The organism is Glycomyces sp. NPDC048151 (assembly GCF_043202775.1).
Classification (GTDB): Bacteria; Actinomycetota; Actinomycetes; order Mycobacteriales; family Micromonosporaceae; genus Glycomyces.
Genome location: NZ_JBIDBB010000011.1, coordinates 186,412 through 201,960, shown reverse-complemented (window position 1 = coordinate 201,960; position 15,549 = coordinate 186,412). Strand labels below are relative to the sequence as shown.

The 15,549-nt window shown below is 69.1% G+C and carries 17 protein-coding genes; 8 read left to right on the top strand and 9 right to left on the bottom strand.

What is annotated here, in order from left to right; translation table 11 throughout:
- Window positions 1–10 precede the first annotated feature (10 nt).
- Complete coding sequence (locus ACGGCP_RS24880; protein ID WP_392970697.1) at window positions 11–1,414, bottom strand: cytochrome ubiquinol oxidase subunit I; 1,404 nt, start codon at window positions 1,412–1,414, stop codon at window positions 11–13.
- A 149-nt stretch (window positions 1,415–1,563) separates the two neighbouring features.
- Between ACGGCP_RS24880 and proC the strand changes: the two genes are divergently transcribed.
- Both proC and ACGGCP_RS24870 read left to right on the top strand, forming a co-directional pair.
- On the top strand, window positions 1,564–2,370 hold the full coding sequence (gene proC / locus ACGGCP_RS24875; RefSeq protein WP_392970694.1) for a pyrroline-5-carboxylate reductase: 807 nt from the start codon (window positions 1,564–1,566) through the stop codon (window positions 2,368–2,370).
- Window positions 2,371–2,404: 34 nt separating this feature from the next.
- The gene (locus ACGGCP_RS24870; RefSeq protein ID WP_392970691.1) at window positions 2,405–2,845 is read left to right on the top strand and encodes a GNAT family N-acetyltransferase; all 441 of its coding nucleotides are present in this window, start codon (window positions 2,405–2,407) and stop codon (window positions 2,843–2,845) included.
- Window positions 2,846–2,999: 154 nt separating this feature from the next.
- Here ACGGCP_RS24870 and ACGGCP_RS24865 read toward each other — a convergent pair whose 3' ends face one another.
- The 5 genes from ACGGCP_RS24865 to ACGGCP_RS24845 all read right to left on the bottom strand — a co-directional run bounded on the left by ACGGCP_RS24865 (window position 3,000) and on the right by ACGGCP_RS24845 (window position 7,431).
- Entirely contained in the window at window positions 3,000–4,601 is a 1,602-nt protein-coding gene (locus ACGGCP_RS24865) for an endo-1,4-beta-xylanase (protein WP_392970688.1), read from the bottom strand.
- A 255-nt stretch (window positions 4,602–4,856) separates the two neighbouring features.
- Entirely contained in the window at window positions 4,857–5,339 is a 483-nt protein-coding gene (bfr, locus tag ACGGCP_RS24860; RefSeq protein ID WP_392970685.1) for a bacterioferritin, read from the bottom strand.
- Between the two features lie 175 nt (window positions 5,340–5,514).
- The gene (locus tag ACGGCP_RS24855) at window positions 5,515–5,700 is read right to left on the bottom strand and encodes a bacterioferritin-associated ferredoxin (protein WP_392970682.1); all 186 of its coding nucleotides are present in this window, start codon (window positions 5,698–5,700) and stop codon (window positions 5,515–5,517) included.
- A 147-nt stretch (window positions 5,701–5,847) separates the two neighbouring features.
- Window positions 5,848–6,855 carry a threonine aldolase family protein gene (locus ACGGCP_RS24850; RefSeq protein WP_392970774.1) on the bottom strand — a complete coding sequence of 336 codons (1,008 nt, stop codon included), beginning with the start codon at window positions 6,853–6,855 and terminating at the stop codon, window positions 5,848–5,850.
- A gap of 21 nt (window positions 6,856–6,876) precedes the next feature.
- Window positions 6,877–7,431 (bottom strand): TetR/AcrR family transcriptional regulator, encoded by a 555-nt coding sequence (locus ACGGCP_RS24845; RefSeq protein ID WP_392970679.1) that lies wholly within the window; start codon window positions 7,429–7,431, stop codon window positions 6,877–6,879.
- A 78-nt stretch (window positions 7,432–7,509) separates the two neighbouring features.
- On the opposite strand from ACGGCP_RS24845, the gene ACGGCP_RS24840 reads away from it, so the two are divergent.
- The gene (locus ACGGCP_RS24840) at window positions 7,510–8,769 is read left to right on the top strand and encodes an MFS transporter (protein ID WP_392970676.1); all 1,260 of its coding nucleotides are present in this window, start codon (window positions 7,510–7,512) and stop codon (window positions 8,767–8,769) included.
- A gap of 193 nt (window positions 8,770–8,962) precedes the next feature.
- Here the strand turns inward: ACGGCP_RS24840 and ACGGCP_RS24835 are convergent, their stop codons facing one another.
- Entirely contained in the window at window positions 8,963–9,973 is a 1,011-nt protein-coding gene (locus tag ACGGCP_RS24835) for a DUF6301 family protein (RefSeq protein WP_392970673.1), read from the bottom strand.
- 123 nt (window positions 9,974–10,096) lie between these two features.
- On the opposite strand from ACGGCP_RS24835, the gene ACGGCP_RS24830 reads away from it, so the two are divergent.
- From ACGGCP_RS24830 to ACGGCP_RS24810, 5 genes are all read left to right on the top strand, one after another.
- Window positions 10,097–10,768, top strand: coding sequence for a DUF3159 domain-containing protein (locus tag ACGGCP_RS24830; RefSeq protein ID WP_392970771.1), 672 nt, complete (start codon window positions 10,097–10,099; stop codon window positions 10,766–10,768).
- A gap of 103 nt (window positions 10,769–10,871) precedes the next feature.
- Window positions 10,872–11,552 carry a Crp/Fnr family transcriptional regulator gene (locus ACGGCP_RS24825; RefSeq protein ID WP_392970670.1) on the top strand — a complete coding sequence of 227 codons (681 nt, stop codon included), beginning with the start codon at window positions 10,872–10,874 and terminating at the stop codon, window positions 11,550–11,552.
- Between the two features lie 23 nt (window positions 11,553–11,575).
- The gene (locus ACGGCP_RS24820) at window positions 11,576–11,755 is read left to right on the top strand and encodes a hypothetical protein (RefSeq protein ID WP_392970667.1); all 180 of its coding nucleotides are present in this window, start codon (window positions 11,576–11,578) and stop codon (window positions 11,753–11,755) included.
- Window positions 11,752–12,279: a hypothetical protein gene (locus tag ACGGCP_RS24815; RefSeq protein ID WP_392970664.1), complete on the top strand. Its 528-nt coding sequence runs from the start codon at window positions 11,752–11,754 to the stop codon at window positions 12,277–12,279. The genes ACGGCP_RS24820 and ACGGCP_RS24815 overlap by 4 nt, the downstream gene beginning before the upstream one ends.
- Window positions 12,280–12,300: 21 nt before the next feature.
- A complete protein-coding gene (locus tag ACGGCP_RS24810; RefSeq protein WP_392970662.1) occupies window positions 12,301–12,798 on the top strand; it encodes a Pycsar system effector family protein in 498 nt (165 codons plus the stop codon).
- Window positions 12,799–12,801: 3 nt separating this feature from the next.
- On the opposite strand, the gene ACGGCP_RS24805 is transcribed toward ACGGCP_RS24810, so the two are convergent.
- Together ACGGCP_RS24805 and ACGGCP_RS24800 are read right to left on the bottom strand one after the other, a co-directional pair.
- Window positions 12,802–13,482, bottom strand: coding sequence for an alpha/beta fold hydrolase (locus ACGGCP_RS24805; RefSeq protein ID WP_392970659.1), 681 nt, complete (start codon window positions 13,480–13,482; stop codon window positions 12,802–12,804).
- 68 nt (window positions 13,483–13,550) lie between these two features.
- Window positions 13,551–15,527: a beta-galactosidase gene (locus ACGGCP_RS24800; protein WP_392970656.1), complete on the bottom strand. Its 1,977-nt coding sequence runs from the start codon at window positions 15,525–15,527 to the stop codon at window positions 13,551–13,553.
- Between the last annotated feature and the right edge of the window lie 22 nt (window positions 15,528–15,549).

The following is a 15,549-nucleotide window of genomic DNA, read 5'->3' as shown; positions in this document are numbered from 1 at the left end:
TCCTCGGCAGTCAGTAGGCGAAGGCCATGGGCTTGTCCGGGTCGGCGGGGCGCGACGACGCGATCGCGTCCTCCTCGCTCGGCGGGCCCGCCTTGGCGAACTTGAGGAAGAGCTTCAGCGCGACCACCGCCAGCACCAGGTACACGAGCGTGAACCCGATGAACGAGACCGCCACCGTGGCGGTCCCGACGCGCGGCGAGACCGCCTGGCTCGTCTCGTAGAGGCTGAACACCACCCACGGCTGGCGGCCCATCTCGGTGAAGATCCAGCCCGCGCTGTTGGCGAGGAACGGGGTCACGGCCATCCACATCGCGATCGGCCAGAACAGGCGGTGCTGGGGCAGGCGGCCGCGCCGCGTGAACCACCAGACGATCACCGCCATGGCGACCGCGAGCATCCCGAAGCCGATCATCGCGCGGAACGACCAGTACGTGAGCGGGATGTACGGCGCGTACTCCCCCGGCCCGAACTGGGCCTGGTACTGGGCGTTCAGGTCGTTGATGCCCTGCACCTCGCCGTTGAAGGAGCCGGTGGCGAGGAACGAGAGCAGCCCGGGGATCTCGATGATCGGCGTGCCGTGGCTGCCGTCGAGGGTGCCGATGGTGAGCACGGAGAACGGCGCGTTGTACGTGGTCTGGTAGAGCGCTTCGGCGGCGGCCATCTTCATCGGCTGCGTCGCCGTCATGACCTTCCCGAGCGAGTCGCCCGAGAACACGAGCCCGAGGCCGCCCACGATCGTGGTGAGGATGCCCAGGCGCATCGCGGGCCGGTGCACTTCCAGGTCGCGGCGGTGCATGAAGTGGTAGCCGGAGACGGCGACGACGATCGTGCCCGCCGTCAGCCACGCGGCGAAGACCGTGTGCGGGAACGCGGCCAGCGCGACCGGGTTGGTGAGGACGGCGCCGAAGTCGGTGAGCTCGGCGCGTCCTGCGGTCTCGTTGAGCTGGTAGCCGACCGGGTTCTGCATGAACGCGTTGGCGGCGAGGATGAAGTAGGCGCTGGCGATGGTGCCGAAGGCGACGAGCCAGATGCAGGCGAGGTGGATGGAGGGTTTGAGGCGGTCCCAGCCGAAGATCCACACGCCGATGAACGTCGACTCGAGGAAGAAGGCGACGAGGGCCTCGAACGCGAGCGGCGCGCCGAAGACGTCGCCGACGAAGCGCGAGTAGGCCGACCAGTTCATGCCGAACTGGAACTCCTGGACGATGCCGGTGACGACGCCCATGGCGATGTTGATGAGGAAGAGCTTGCCCCAGAACTTGGTCGCGCGCAGGTAGGAGTTCTTGCGGGTGGTGCGCCACAGGGTCTGGAGGATCGCGACGAGGAGCGAGAGGCCGATGGTGACGGGCACGAAGAGGAAGTGGTAGACGGTCGTGACCCCGAACTGCAGCCGGGCCAAGTCGAGTACGTCCATATCGCCCCAATCGCGCATTGAGTGCCTGAGTGTGATTATCGTGGCAGCTCGACCGGTCTCAGGGGTTGAAACGCGCGAGCGCACGGGTTTTCGGGGCCCGGCGGCGCGAGGGACAATTGCCGCCGGGCCGTCGAACAGAAGGAGTGCTGATGCGGACAGTCGCAGTGCTTGGCGCGGGGAAGATGGGGCAGGCGATCGTGTCCGGCCTGCTGCGGGCCGGATGGTCGGGCGGGTCGGTGGTGGCGACGGCGCGCAGCGCCGAGCGGGCCGCCGAGCTGCGCGAGACCTACGGGATCCGGGTCGAGCCGAACGCGGAGGCGGTGCGGCACGCCGACGTCGTGGTGGTCGCGGTGAAGCCGCAGGACGCCGGGGCGCTCCTGGAGGAGCTGAACGGCGAGTTCGACGGCGGGGCGCCGCTCGTGAGCATCTGCGCGGGCCTGCCGGTGGCGTTCTTCGAGAAGCGGCTGCCCGACGCGACGCCGGTCATCCGGGCGATGCCGAACACCCCGGCCCTCGTCGACGAGGCGATGACCGTGCTCTCGCCGGGGACGCACGCGAGCGAGACGCATCTGGCGGCCGTCGAGGAGCTGTTCAAGCCGCTCGGGCGCACGCTCGTGGTCGACGAGAAGCACCAGGACGCGGTCACGGCGATCTCCGGTTCGGGGCCGGCGTACTTCTACTACCTGGCCGAGGCGATGACCGAGGCGGGCGTCCTCATGGGACTGCCGCGCGCGATCGCGAAGGAGCTGGTGACGCAGACGTCGCTCGGCGCGGCCCGGATGCTGCGCGAGAGCGGGCAGTCGCCGGTGGACCTGCGCGAGGCCGTCGAGTCCCCGGCGGGGACGACGATCAGCGCGGTGCGGCAGCTGGAGAACCACCGGGCGCGTTCGGCGGTGACCGACGCGATCGAGGCGGCGCGCGACCGGGCGCGCGAGATCGCTGAGGAATACGCGTAGCTTGCGGAGCGGATCAGGAAGGACAGGCGCGTAGATGCAGATCAAGCGGGGGAAGTTCGCGGAGCTGGACGGCGCGGCGGTGTACGCCATCGCGCGGCTGCGGCAGGAGGTGTTCGTGGTCGAGCAGGCGTGCGCGTACCCGGACCTCGACGACTACGACCTGGACGCGGAGACGGTGCACTTCTGGGTCGAGGGCGGGTCGCCGACCGAGGCGGTCGCGACGCTGCGGGTGCTGCGGGACGGCGAGCACTGGAAGATCGGCCGGGTCTGCACTGCGCTGTCGGCGCGCGGGACCGGGTTGAGCGCCAAGGTGTTCGGGGCGGCGATGGACCTCCTCGGCCCGGAGGCGGAGATCACGCTCGGCGCCCAGACCTACGCGGCGGGCTTCTACCGCCGTTTCGGTTTCACCGAAGAGGGCGAGGAGTACGACGAGGACGGCATCATGCACGTCACGATGCGCCGCCCCGCAACATGAAACGGCCCATGTCGGAAATGTCCCCCGGGGGGACCCCTTGTTTTAACACTACGCGGAGGGCCCGACATTTTCCCCGGCGTGTCGCTCACCCGTTCGAGTGAAAGCCCGGGAGCGGAATCCCGGATCTAACATTCCGCTCCCGGACGCCTATCCCCTACTCGGGCATGGGTTCCAGCTTGCTGGGGTCGACGACGCCCCAGTAGGCCGACTTCGCCTGGAGGCGGTCGTCGAAGAACAGCGGGGCCTCGTGCGGGCGCGAGACCGGCCAGGTCCGCAGCCACGAGACCGCGTCGTACAGGCCCCACATCGTCACCGACTCGAGGTCGTCGGCGCGCTCGCGCAGTACCTCGAACAGCTCCTTGTAGTACCAGCCCTGCGCGACCAGCCGCTCGGGCGGCGTCGCGGGCAGGCTCTCGGTCATCTCGTTCGAGAGCGACACGTCGAGCTCGGTGATCGTCTGCAGCACGCCGAGTTCGCGGAACAGGTCGATCGACTGGCCCAGCAGGGCCGGGTCGCGCCGGTAGTCGACGTGCGCCTGGTGCCCGATGCCGTCGACCGGCGCGCCCTCGCACTTGAGGTGCTGCACGAGGTTGAACATCGCCTCGCGCTTGTCGGGGAACTCGGTGTTGTAGTCGTTGATGAAGAGCTTCACCTTGCGCGGGAAGGCCTTCCGGGCGATCTTGAACGCCTTCTCGATGTACTTGGGGCCGTTGAAGATCTCGTACCAGCGCGAGTGGCGCAGCCCGTCGGGCTGCTCGGGGTCGACGACCTCGTTCACGACGTCCCACGCCCACACGCGGTCGCCGTAGTGCGCCGCGATCGCGTTGACGTGCTTCTCCAGGCGCTGCAGCAGGAGCTGCTGGTGCGCGCGGGTGTTCTGCAGCGGCTCGCCGTCCGCGTCGAGGAACCACCAGGCCGGGGTCTGGTTGTGCCACAGCAACGTGTGGCCCCAGACCTTCATGCCGTTGGCCTCGGCGAAGTCGACGATCTGGTCGGCCCTCGTGAAGTCGAAGACGCCCTCGGTCGGCTGGATCGCCTCCGGCTTCATCTGGTTGCCGGTGGTGACCTGCGCGAAGTGCTTCGCGAGGAGCTCGGCGGGCTTGCCGACCACCTCGGGCGGTTCGACGGCGCAGCCGAAGACGAAGTCGTCGGCGAGGAAGTCCTTGAGCGGCAGCAAGTCCTGGATCTCCGGTTCTGCTATGCGGGTGAGCGTGAAGGCGTCGAGGAGGATCGGGGTGAGGCTCGAAGCGGATTCGACGTAGAACTGCAGCTTGTCGGCGGCCTGGCTGATCGAGTACGTGCCGGAGAACTCGGTCCAGGCGGCGTCGGTGACGGCGGTGTTCCACTTGACGCCCTCGTAGTGCGAGGTGCCGCCGGCGTCGCGCTGCACGGTCGTGCGCAGGTCCGCGGCGGTCTCGCCTTCGGGGAGGCGCAGGTAGACCTTGAGCTGGTAGCGGACGCCGACCTCGATGTGCGCGGTGATGTCGATGGCCGCGCCGTTCCAGGTGGCGGTGCGGCCGGTGACGAGGAGGCGCTGCTCGGGGTCGACGGCGACGGACGCGGCGCCGCGGCCCGTCCAGCCTTCCGTCGTCCCCGAGGAGAAGTCGGTGGACAGGAGGAGGTCGTCGGCGTGCGCGGGGCTCGCGGCGAGGGCGACGTACCCGGCCGGGAGGAGTGCGGCGCCGCCCGCTGCAGCGGCGGCCGCGAGCACTGAGCGGCGGCTCGCGGCGGGAGTGAGGGAGGAGGGGTGGGACATACGTTGCGCTCCTTTGCGACTGACCCTTTTCATCATGCAGTCCGGCCGCTCCGTCAGGGGGTCGAGGAGCGACCGGAAGCCACTTCGAATTTCCGAAACTCTCGGAAACTTTCATTCAAAGTATTGATATGTTACGATCCTCGCATCGGGGCTGTCAAGGCGCCGATAACCACTGCGGCGGAGATGTGAGGGGCTCTGCCGCAATGAAGAAAGGGGACCGGCCGCAAGGCCGGTCCCCTCAAGACTGTGTAGGCGCTACTCGCCCTCGGGCTGCTCGATGAGCGACTGGATGTACAGCGCCTCGCCGATCTTCTCGAGGATCTCCAGCTGCGTGTCCAGGTAGTCGATGTGGTGCTCCTCGTCCTCGAGGATGCTCTTGAAGAGGTCCCGCGAGACGTAGTCCTGGACCGACTCCATGTGCTCGATGCCGCGCTTGAGGCGGTCGATCGCCTCGACCTCGATCAGGCGGTCGCACTCGAAGATCTCCTTGACCGAGGAGCCGATGCGCAGCGGGAAGAGCCGCTGGTAGTTCGGCATGCCGTCGAGGAACAGGATCCGGTCGGTCAGGATCTCGGCGTGGCGCATCTCGTCGATCGACTCGGACTTGGTGTACTTCGCGAGCTTGGTGTAGCCCCAGTTCTCCTGCAGCTTCGCGTGCAGGAAGTACTGGTTGATCGCGGTCAGCTCCGCCGTCAACTGCTCGTTGAGGAATTCGATGACCCGCTTGTCGCCCTGCATTGCAATCCGTCCTTCCCGGTCCGTCAAGTGCCGGCTCAGTGACCGACGATCTCAGACTAGGACCAGGTGAGGGGGTATTTCCAGCCAGGAATGCCTAAAATAGGACAACCTATCCTAACGGAGGACATCCTAAAGCGTCCGTCATTTCCGTTGCATCCGGCGATTGAGGATGGGCTCAGGCCGCAGCCGGCATCGAGGACGTGAAGTAGCTCTCGATCATGTCGACCAGGCGCTCGGAGCAGGTGCCGCAGCTCGTGCCGGCGTCGCACGCCTCGCCGATGGCCTCTTCGGTGTGCGCGCCAGCGCTGATGCAGTCACGGACTTCGTTCTCGTGGACTGCGTGGCAGATGCAGGCGTACATGCACCGACCTCCGGGAAGGTAAGGCTGGACTAATGAAGGCATGCCTAACCTACCCTGCGTTCCGGGCGTTCGGCAACCCCCGTTCCGGTGGGTCACCCGAGCCCGAACGGGCGACCCGCGCCCCACCGGGCGCGGGCCGCCCCGGCGCTACCGGACCAGCTCGGACAGGACCTTCACCGCGTGCTCGATCCCGGCGTCGTCCACGTCGAGGTGGGTGAGCATGCGGCCCCAGTCGGGGCCGAGGACGGAGATCTTCACGCCCTGCTCGGCGGCGGCGCGCGCGACCTGGGCGATCTCGGGGATGCGGACGAGCACGATGTTGGTCTCGACCTGGGCGGCCTCGCAGATGCCGAACGGTTCGAGCGCGCGGGCGAGGTGCTGGGCGCGGGCGTGGTCCTCGGCGAGGCGGTCGATGTTGTTGGCGAGGGCGTAGCGTCCGGCCGCGGCGAGGAACCCGGCCTGGCGCATGCCGCCGCCGAGGCGCTTGCGGATGACGCGGCCGCGTTCGGCGCGTTCGGCGTCGGTGATGAGCAGCGAGCCGACGGGCGCGCCGAGGCCCTTGGAGAGGCAGACGGAGACGGTGTCGAAGAGGGCGCCGTACTCGCTGAGCGGGACGCCGGTGGCGGCGTGGGCGTTCCAGATGCGCGCGCCGTCGAGGTGGAGGCCGAGTCCGTGCGCGTCGGCGAGGTCCCGCAGGGCGCGGAGCTCCTCGATCGGCTGGACGGTGCCGCCGCCGATGTTGTGGGTGTTCTCGACGGCGATCGCGCGTGTGGTCGTGGAGTACGGGTGGGGCGGGTTGATGAGCGGTTCGACGAGCGCGGTGTCGAGTCGGCCGCCCGGGACGGACCAGGTGCGGGTCGAGATGCCGCTCAGTGCGGCGGCGGCGCCCATCTCGTAGTTGACCACGTGCGATTTGACGTCGCAGAGCAGTTCCTGACCGGCGGGTACGAGGAGCTGCAGGCCGATCTGGTTGGCCATGGAGCCGGTCGGGGTGAAGACGGCGGCCTCCTTGCCGAAGAGCGCGGCCGCCTCGGCTTCGAGGGCGTTGACGGACGGGTCCTCGCCGTACACGTCGTCGCCGACGTCGGCGCTGGTCATGGCGGCGAGCATGGCCGGGGTCGGCCGGGTCACGGTGTCGGAGCGGAGATCGACGATCATGGGCCGACCCTAACGCGCTCAGTCCGTACCGCCGACGAGCCCGTCGAGGACGAGGCCGAGCAGGAGCGTCCGGGCGCGTTCGGGCGTCCAGTCGTGGTGGCGGCGCAGGTGCACGTACGGCCAGCAGACGGTGTTGAAGACGAGGTCGGCCGCCTCCTCGGCGTCGGCGCGGGGCGCGAGGGTCCCGTCTGCGGCGCCGTCGAGGACGATCCGCACGAGCGGGGCGACCACGTCCTCCCCCGGTTCCTCGAACAGGCCGGTCTCGTGGAAGGCGGTGTCGAAGGCCGTGAGGAGCGCGAGGTGGCGGTCGAAGACCGCGCACATGGCCTCGAGGGCGAGGCGGAGGCGTTCACGGGCGGTGCCTTGCGCGGTGAGGACCGGCCACAGCGACTCGCGGTAGTCCACGAGGAGCCGCCGCACGAGGGCCTTGCGCAGTTCCTCTTTGCCGCCGACCTGCCGCCACAGGGTGGCGCGGGAGACGCCGGCGCGGTCGGCGACGTCGCCGAGGGCGAGCCGGTCCCAGCCGGTCGTCCCGAGCACGTCGGCGGCGGCGTCCAGCAGCTTGTCGTCCATCGGGCTTCCTTCCTGGCGGCGTCACATCCCCGTGAAACACCGTGTTGCATGTTCTGGAACCGTCGGTATCATCCTGGCATGTCCCTTCGGAACCACCTGGTCGACACCACCCCCCTGCGGATCAGCCGCGACTTCCGCTGGCTCTACATCGGCCGCACTGGACTCCTGGTGGGCGCCATGCTCACCGAGACGGCCCTGATCTGGCAGATCTACCAGCTCAGCGGCTCGAACCTGGCCGTCGGCGCGGCCGCCGCGTCCGGCGGCGTCGGCATCGTGCTCGGGCTCCTCGTCGGCGGCGTCCTCGCCGACAAGTTCGACCGGCGGCGCATCCTCGTCACCGTCCGGGTACCGGGACTCCTGGTCTCGGTGGCGCTCCTGGTGAACGCCCTCCAGGACGAGCCGCTCCTGTGGTTCCTGTTCGCGGCCGTCGTCGCCGACACCTTCCTCGCCGGGCTCAGCATCCCGGCCTCGTTCGCGGCCGTCCCGTCCCTCGTCGGCCAGGAGAACGTCGCCAGCGCCTCGGCCCTGAACGGCCTCACGGGCCAGCTCACGGGCGTCGCCGGACCGGCCCTCGCCGGTGTGGTCATCGCCGCGGGCGGCACCGAGTGGTGCTACGGCCTCAACGTGCTCGGCTTCGTCGTCTTCGCCGTCGCGATGATCTTCGTCGGGCCGATGCCGCCCGACCACGGCGGCGGCGAAGAGGAGAAGGACTCGTACTCGCTGAAGGACGCGTTCGCGTTCGTGCGGCGCAACAAGGTCGTGGCCGGGGTGCTGCTCATCGACATCATGCCGATGCTGTTCGCGTGGCCCAAGGGCCTGTTCCCGGCGCTCGCCACCGAGCAGTTCCACGGCGGTTCGGTCGCGTTCGGGCTGCTCTCGGCGGCCGCCGGGGTCGGCGCGTTCCTGGCCGCCGCGTTCAGCGGCAAGGTCACGAAGACCGCGCGGCCCGGGTTCGTCGTGATCGTCGCCGCGAGCCTGTGGGGCGCGGCCATGGTCGGCCTCGCCCTGTCGCCCTGGCTCGCACTCGGACTCGTGTTCCTCGCGATCTCCGGCGCGAGCGACCTCGTCTCCGAGGTCCTGCGCACGGGCCTGCTCCAGAACTACACCCCGGACCGGCTGCGCGGGCGCGTCACGAGCCTGTGGCTCGCGCAGGCGACCGTGTCCCCGGCGCTCGGCAACCTCCAGGCCGGGGCGCTCTCGGGCCTGCTGGGCCTCGGCGGGGCGATCCTCGCGGGCGGCGTCGCGTGCGTCGCCGGAGTGGCGGTCGTCGGCTGGCGGCTCCCGGCGTTCCGGCGCGCGACCATGGAGGCCCCGCAGCCGGAGGCCGCCGCCGTCTAGGGGGTGCTTGCGAATCCGTGGCGAGTCGGTATCCGAGTCCGTTCGTTCGCTCGCTCCGCGAATTGACGGCTCGCAAGCTTCGCCGAGACCGCGGAGGGGCCTTTGCATACCGGTGTTGTATGCGAAGGCCCCGACAACGCAGCGAGCGGGCGAACGGGCCGGATAGCGGCCGTCAGGGGTTCGCAAGCACCCCCTAGTACGGGTTGTCGCCGTTGCCGATGCCGAGCACCGGCAGGTACATGCGCTCGCCGTCGGCGGTGAAGCCGTCGTAGACGATGTCGAAGAGGTCCTGGATGCCGAAGGCCCGCAGGGCGTCCACCATCATGTGCGCGGCCTGGTTGGTGGCCGTGCGGTCGGTCGAGTTGAAGCTGCGCGACCAGTTCGGCTGCGTCCCGCTCGGGGCGCGGAAGCCCATGCTCGGCAGGTTCGACAGGCCCGAGCGCCACGCGCCGCTCACGGCGGCGCTGGCCTCGACGCGCAGGCCGCCGTCGACGAACGCGGCGACGTACCTGGCGGACCAGTCGCCGGTGCGCAGGAGCACCGTCCCGGCGGTGTCGACCACGGGCACGTCGGCGGACATGTCGGCCAGGAGCGAGGAGAGCCGCTCGGTGAACTCGCCCATGTCGGTGCAGGCGGGCTCGGGCGGGCGCTGGCCGGTGCGGGCGTAGGCGGCCCAGCCGGAGACGTCGCCCTTGCCGACCGCGTGCGCTTCGAGCTGCTCGAACAGCTCGGGCGAGAGGAGCCGCAGCGTGACGCCGCCGTGGAAGCGGCGCAGGTGCAGTTCGAAGATGAGGCCGTCGCGGTACCAGCGGATCCAGGGGCCGCCGTCGCCGCCGCGGATCTCGGGGGCGCCGAGCTCGCTCATCATGGTGCGCAGCACTTCGCGGAAGATGAGCGTGCGGTGCTGCTCGCCTTGGCGGCCGCGTTCGGCCGAGCGCAGGACCATGACCTCGATGGAGTAGAAGTCCGCGCGGCCCGCGACCGGGGTCTGGGGCGGGATCGAGTCGGCGATCGCGTTGCCGGTGTCGTAGCCGGTCTCGGCACGCCACATGCCGATGTCGACCTCCGCCGAGCGCACCTGCCAGCCGAGGTCGGTCATGGCGCGCTGCAGGTCCGCCTTGTTCCAGCGCCCGAAATCGGTCTTTCTGGCCCGGCGGAGCAGGTCGACGAGTTGCGCTTCACTGATCCGGTGTGTGCCGAGCATCCGTTACCGTGCCAATCCGTCCGTAGGTGGGGCTGCGGGCGAAGCCCGGCGTGCCACTGCGGTTAGGGTAGCCTTGCCTGCGGTAGCGGGTCGAGAGGTGAGGGTTGGCAGTTGTCCGATACTGTGCGGCAAGACACGCTTGTCAGCCTACTAGGCGGCAAGCGCGGAGCTTTCGACGCCACCGCCCCCGTGGTGGTGTTCATCCTCACCTGGATGCTGACCGGTAACTCGATCGCCTGGGCCGCAGGGGCTTCACTGTTTTCGGCGGGTGTGATCGCGGTCGTGCGGCTGCGCCAGCGCACGAAGCCCCGGGCCGTCGTCCTCGGCCTCTTGAGCGTCGCCGTCGCCTGCCTCATCGTCCTCTACACCGGACGGGCGCAGGACATCCTCCTCCCCCGCATCGTCTCCAACGCCGCGAGCGCCCTCGTCTGGGCGGGCTTCATCGTCTTCCGCCGCCCGCTCCTCGGACTCATCGTCGGCGGCCTCCTCGGCCAGAAGACCCGCTGGCGCCGCGACCCCGACCTCCTGCGCGCCTACAGCGCCGCCTCGTGGGTGTGGGTGGCGATGTACTCCTTGCGCGTCGCGATCCTCACACCGTTCTGGAACAGCGACGAGGAACGCCTCGCCGTGGTCGCCGGGGGCATCGCCCAGGTCGCGCTCTCCTGGCCGCTGCTCGTCCTCTGCCTCATCGTCTCCGGCTGGGTCATCCGCGCGATCCTCCCCAAGGACCACCCGGGCATCCGCCACCCGAGGGACCCAGCAGAGGTCACGGAACCGGAACCGACCGCCCCGTAACGCGGTTCCCTTCTACTCCAAGCGAAACGAATTCCAGTCGGTTTCCTGACACCCGGCGTTTCGCTGACCCGGATTCGTTGTGTGTACCAATACACTCAACTCTATGGAAGCCAGCACTCAAACTCTGTGGAAACCACTACTGAGCGACGAGGATCAGAACGCACTCCTGCCTGAGGCGCACGCGGTCTCGTACCCGAAGGGCGCGACCCTGGTGAAGGCCGGGGAGCACTCCGACTACGTCGTCTACCTCCGCTCCGGCCACGTGAAGTCCTGTACGCAGGAGCCCCGGGCCATCTTCGGCATTCACGGGCCTGGCACGATGATCGGCGAGCTCGCACCGCTCACGGGCGAACCGCGGACCGCCGACCTCGTCGCCCTCACGCATATCGATGTCCTGCACATCCCGGGCGACGTCTTCCTCAAGCTCCTCCAGTCGAACCCGCACGTTCATCTGGCGCTGACACAACGACTCGCCAAGCGGGTCCGCGAAATGAGCGAGGTGCAGGAGGAGTCGTTCCTGACGAGCGAGCGCCGACTCGCCCGCGCCATCCTCAGGATCGTCGACTCGGGGATCGGCACGGACGGGAAGAACGGCCTTGTCATCGCAGGCTTCAGCCAATCCGACCTGGCCGATCTGGCCCGCATCTCACGCGAGTCGGTATCGGGGGTGCTCAAGCAGTTCAAGGCCCGCGGCACAGTGTCGACCGGCAGAGAGCGGTTCACCATCCACGACACTGCCGCGATCGAGGCGCTCGCCATGCGCCGCGACCGCTCCCTCATCTAGCGTTCGAAACGGACTGAATCACGATGTCGAACTACGACCCCAACCTCCTTGAGCTGATGACCGCCATCATCGGGTCGGTCGCCGCGGTCGCCGCGGTCGCGGGCGCGGTGATCCAGTACAAGTCGGCCAAACTCGAACTGCAGAGAAAGCAGGACGGCGAGCTCCCCGGGAACTCGCGCCCAGATGGGAAACCGCCGCAGTGAACCGAATCCGGGGCGAGGTCTATAACGGTTTCAAGCTGATAGAGCTGCTGCGCCAACATGTCCCCTCGGATTTCGCTCCTGAAGACTTCGTCATCGCAGGGAGCGGACGCCTCTGGGCCGGCGGTATCACCCCCCGCCTGTCCGACCTCGACATATTGGCGCGGCCGGGAAGCGAGACCTGGCGGCGAGCCGTGGAGATCGCGTTCGAGCACGCAATGATCTTCGACGCCGCACCGTTGCGGGCAAGCATCTACACCGGGGACAAGATCGCGCGACTGTACGGCGGCGTCGTCGAGGTCTGCCAGACGTGGCTCCTGCCCGGGAGCGACACCGCGTCTCTCATCGAACAGGCCGACGTCATCGACGGATTGAAGTACCTCCCGATGCCAGAGGTGGTCGCCTATAAACGCTGGCTGAATCGGAGCAAGGACCGCGCCGATCTCGACGCGATCCGCGAGCACGGCCTCGGCCACAAGCACACCCCCCATCCCAGGACCGATTTATGCGATGCTGTTTATCAGTGACACAACAGGATGGAGGTCGCCGTGGGTACTCCACCGCCCGAGGCCACCGAAGCCACCCTCGACGAGATCAAGCGGCAGATCCACCAAGCCCACGTCAATGTGACCCACGCGGACACGAAGGCGGCGCTATTGGCGGCGGGCGCAGTTCCGATCGCCGCACTGCTGTTCGCGGCACCGCTGTTAACGCAGGGCATCACCGTCGCCAGTGTCTTCGGATGGTCGGGAGCTGCATCGATGCTCGTGGGCATCGCCTTTCTCGGAGCCGCGGTCTGGCCGCGCCTCGGCGGCAGAACCGGGATCCGGGCTGGCGCGCGCCGCTCTCCAGACGAGATCGTCAAGAACGCCTTGCGGACCTCGGCGGACCCGGAGCGGCAACTGCTCGATGCCGCCGAGGAACTCTCGATGCTCGCCACGTTGGCGCTCGGCAAGTTCCGGAAGGTGCGCGCCGCCATGACCTGCTTCGCCATAGCCGCTCCGCTCATGGCGATTGCCGCGATCGGGTTCGCCGTCTCCGGTTGAGGGTCAGGCGATGTGCTCCTGGAGCTTGGCGGTGAAGAGGTCGGGGAACTGGAGGTTCCAGATGTGGCCCGCGTCGGGGATCGTGTCGAGGCGGGCGTCGGGGATCGTGGCGGCGAGTTCCTCTGCGGGGGCGAGGTTCTCCTTGTCCTTGGTGCCGCAGAGGACGAGCGCGGGGGTCTTGAGGTCGGCGAGGCGGGGGCGGAGGTCGAGGGCGCCGAGTTCGGCGAGGCCGTTCATGAACGCCTGCTTGCCGGCCTTGCGGAGGTCTTCCTTGGCCTGGGCCTTGAGTTCGGGGCGGCCTCCGGCGTACATGCCGGACATGAGGGCGGCGATGAGACCGGCGGGCATGAGGCGCATGAGGTTGCGTTGGAGGGCGACGCCGAGGGCGTGGGCGGTGGCGCCGGAGAGGGTGAGGCTCGCGACCCGGGACGGGTCGTCCAGGGCCGCGAGCATGGCGACCGTGCCGCCGACGGAGATGCCGACGAGGTGGACGGGTTCGGGTTCGGCGGCGATGAGTTCGGCGACCGCGAACGCCGCCGGTTCGAGGCCGAAGGGGCCGGGGGTCTCGCCGTGGCCGGGGAGGTCCGGGGCGAGGACCTTGTGGCGCTCGCCGAGCGCCGCGGCCTGGGGCTGCCAGGCGCGGCCGCTCGAACCGAGGGCGTGGACGAAGACGATCGTGGCCATCAGGGGCTCCTCAGTGAGAACTGCGGGGACCTTGAGACAGTAATCGACGGGTGCGACAGATCAGTAGTTCATTCTCGTCGGATCACCGCGCACCCGCCGGGCTCCAGAGTGTCCTCCTCGGTCCAGGCCGCTCCGGTGAGGAGGTTCCGGCCGGTCGCAGGGACCGGCGCGGGGTCCTTCCCGTGGTTGATGGCGAACGTATAGGACGGGCCGTGCTCGTGCGAGCGGCGGACCAGTTCGAGGCCTTCGGGGAGGTCGCTCGCGATGCCCAGTTCGGCGAGGAACGGGTCGAGGTCGGCCAGGCGGGTCGCGAGGTACCAGACCTCGCCCCGGCCGAGCCTGCGGCGGAAGACCGCGCCGGTCTCGGGGTAGTCCTTGAAGGAGACGACGGTCTCGGCGTCGGTCGCGTGGGTGACCTCGGACCAGGTCTCGCCTTCCCAGCCGTTCTCCAGGGACGCCTTGTCGCCATTGGGAATGGGGACGAACTCCTCGACGCGGACGCCCATGAGGCCGCCGAGCGCGCCCGGCAGGCCGGGGTGGACGCGGTCGTTCGCGTCGACGATACCGGAGTAGGGCCCGACGACGAGGGTACCGCCGTTCTCCACGTAGGCGCGGAGGTTCGCGTCGTCGTCGAGGAGGTACAGGTGCGGCGCGAAGACGTACTCATAGCCGCTCAGGTCCCACTCGGGGTTCGCGAGGTCGGTGGTGACGCCGCGCCGCCACAGGGCCGCGTGCCAGCGCCGCAGCTCCGGGTAGGTGTCCATGTCGGCGGAGGGCTGGCCGGGCGTGTTCGCGGCCCAGCAGGAGATGAAGTCGAGGAGGATCGCGGCCCGCGAGTCGACTGTGGATCCTTTGATCTCGGCGAGGTCCTTGAGCCAGGCGCCGAACTGCTTGACTTCGCGGAAGACCTTGGAGTCCGTGCCGCCGTGGGGGACCATCGCCGAGTGGTAGCGCTCGGCGCCGTAGCGGGAGGCCCGCCACTGGAAGAACATGGCGCCCTCGGAGCCGCGGGCCACATAGGACAGCGAGTGGCGCAGGAGGTCGCCGGGCTTCTTGGCGAAGTAGCCGCGCCGCCAGGCGGAGGAGTTCGAGGACTGCTCCATGAGGAGCCAGGGGTCTCCGGCGGCGAGGCCGCGGGAGGCGTCGGCGCCGAACGCGGCCTGTTCGGGCCAGCCGATCGGGTCGTCGGGGAGGAGGTAGTGGTCGGTGGCGACGAGGCGGTTCGGGCCCGTCATGTGCTCGCCCCAGCGGTGGTAGTCGAGGCCGCTGAAGTTGCCGGTGACCATGGCGTTCGTGGTGATCGGCTTGTCGGGGCTGTGCTGCTCGATCGCGGCGGCCTCGGAGCGGAAGAGCGCGAGGAGCGCGTCGGAGCTGAAGCGGCGGAAGTCGAGGACGAGGCCCGGGTTGGGGGTCTCGGCGCAGATGCGCGGCGGGAGGACCTGGGTCCAGTCGCTGTAGGTCTGGGACCAGAACGTGGTGCCCCACGCGGCGTTGAGGCCGTCGAGGTCGCCGTAGCGGTCCTGGAGCCAGGCGCGGAAGGCGTCAGCGGCGTGGTCGCAGGTGCAGGAGCGGTAGTACTCGTTGCCGACGTGCCACATGGCGAGCGCGGGGTGGTCGGCGTAGCGCTCGGCGAGGCGGGTGGCCATGTCGACTACGGCCGCTTGGAAGACGGGGGCATGCGGGCAGTATTCGGCGCGCGCGCCGGAGTTGAGCCGGATCCCTTCGGGGTTGACGGGCAGGGTCTCGGGGTGGGCCTGGGAGAACCACGGCGGCGGGGACGCGGTGGAGGTGGCGAGGTCGGCTTTGACGCCGCCTGCGGCGAGGAGGTCCATGATGGCGTCGAGCCTGGTGAAGTCCCACTCCCCCGGGCCGGGATTGATGCCGGCCCAGGCGAAGATGTTGACGCTGACGAGGTTGACCCCGGCCTCGCGCATGAGGCGGACGTCCTCGTCCCAGACCTCGCGGGGCCACTGCTCGGGGTTGTAGTCGCCGCCGTAGGCGAGGCCTTCGATGGTGGGGATGATGTCGGTGTTCCTATGTGCCACAGGGAAGTCCTTCGTGGTTCGG

What these genes read in the sequence shown, in the direction of transcription:
- ACGGCP_RS24865 (WP_392970688.1), bottom strand. Translation starts at nt 4,601, where the DNA reads ATGTCCCACCCCTCCTCCCTCACTCCCGCCGCGAGCCGCCGCTCAGTG.
- ACGGCP_RS24855 (WP_392970682.1), bottom strand. Translation starts at nt 5,700, where the DNA reads ATGTACGCCTGCATCTGCCACGCAGTCCACGAGAACGAAGTCCGTGAC.
- ACGGCP_RS24805 (WP_392970659.1), bottom strand. Translation starts at nt 13,482, where the DNA reads ATGGCCACGATCGTCTTCGTCCACGCCCTCGGTTCGAGCGGCCGCGCC.
- proC (WP_392970694.1), top strand. Translation starts at nt 1,564, where the DNA reads ATGCGGACAGTCGCAGTGCTTGGCGCGGGGAAGATGGGGCAGGCGATC.
- bfr (WP_392970685.1), bottom strand. Translation starts at nt 5,339, where the DNA reads ATGCAGGGCGACAAGCGGGTCATCGAATTCCTCAACGAGCAGTTGACG.
- ACGGCP_RS24840 (WP_392970676.1), top strand. Translation starts at nt 7,510, where the DNA reads ATGTCCCTTCGGAACCACCTGGTCGACACCACCCCCCTGCGGATCAGC.
- ACGGCP_RS24835 (WP_392970673.1), bottom strand. Translation starts at nt 9,973, where the DNA reads ATGCTCGGCACACACCGGATCAGTGAAGCGCAACTCGTCGACCTGCTC.
- ACGGCP_RS24870 (WP_392970691.1), top strand. Translation starts at nt 2,405, where the DNA reads ATGCAGATCAAGCGGGGGAAGTTCGCGGAGCTGGACGGCGCGGCGGTG.
- ACGGCP_RS24880 (WP_392970697.1), bottom strand. Translation starts at nt 1,414, where the DNA reads ATGGACGTACTCGACTTGGCCCGGCTGCAGTTCGGGGTCACGACCGTC.
- ACGGCP_RS24845 (WP_392970679.1), bottom strand. Translation starts at nt 7,431, where the DNA reads ATGGACGACAAGCTGCTGGACGCCGCCGCCGACGTGCTCGGGACGACC.
- ACGGCP_RS24820 (WP_392970667.1), top strand. Translation starts at nt 11,576, where the DNA reads ATGTCGAACTACGACCCCAACCTCCTTGAGCTGATGACCGCCATCATC.
- ACGGCP_RS24825 (WP_392970670.1), top strand. Translation starts at nt 10,872, where the DNA reads ATGGAAGCCAGCACTCAAACTCTGTGGAAACCACTACTGAGCGACGAG.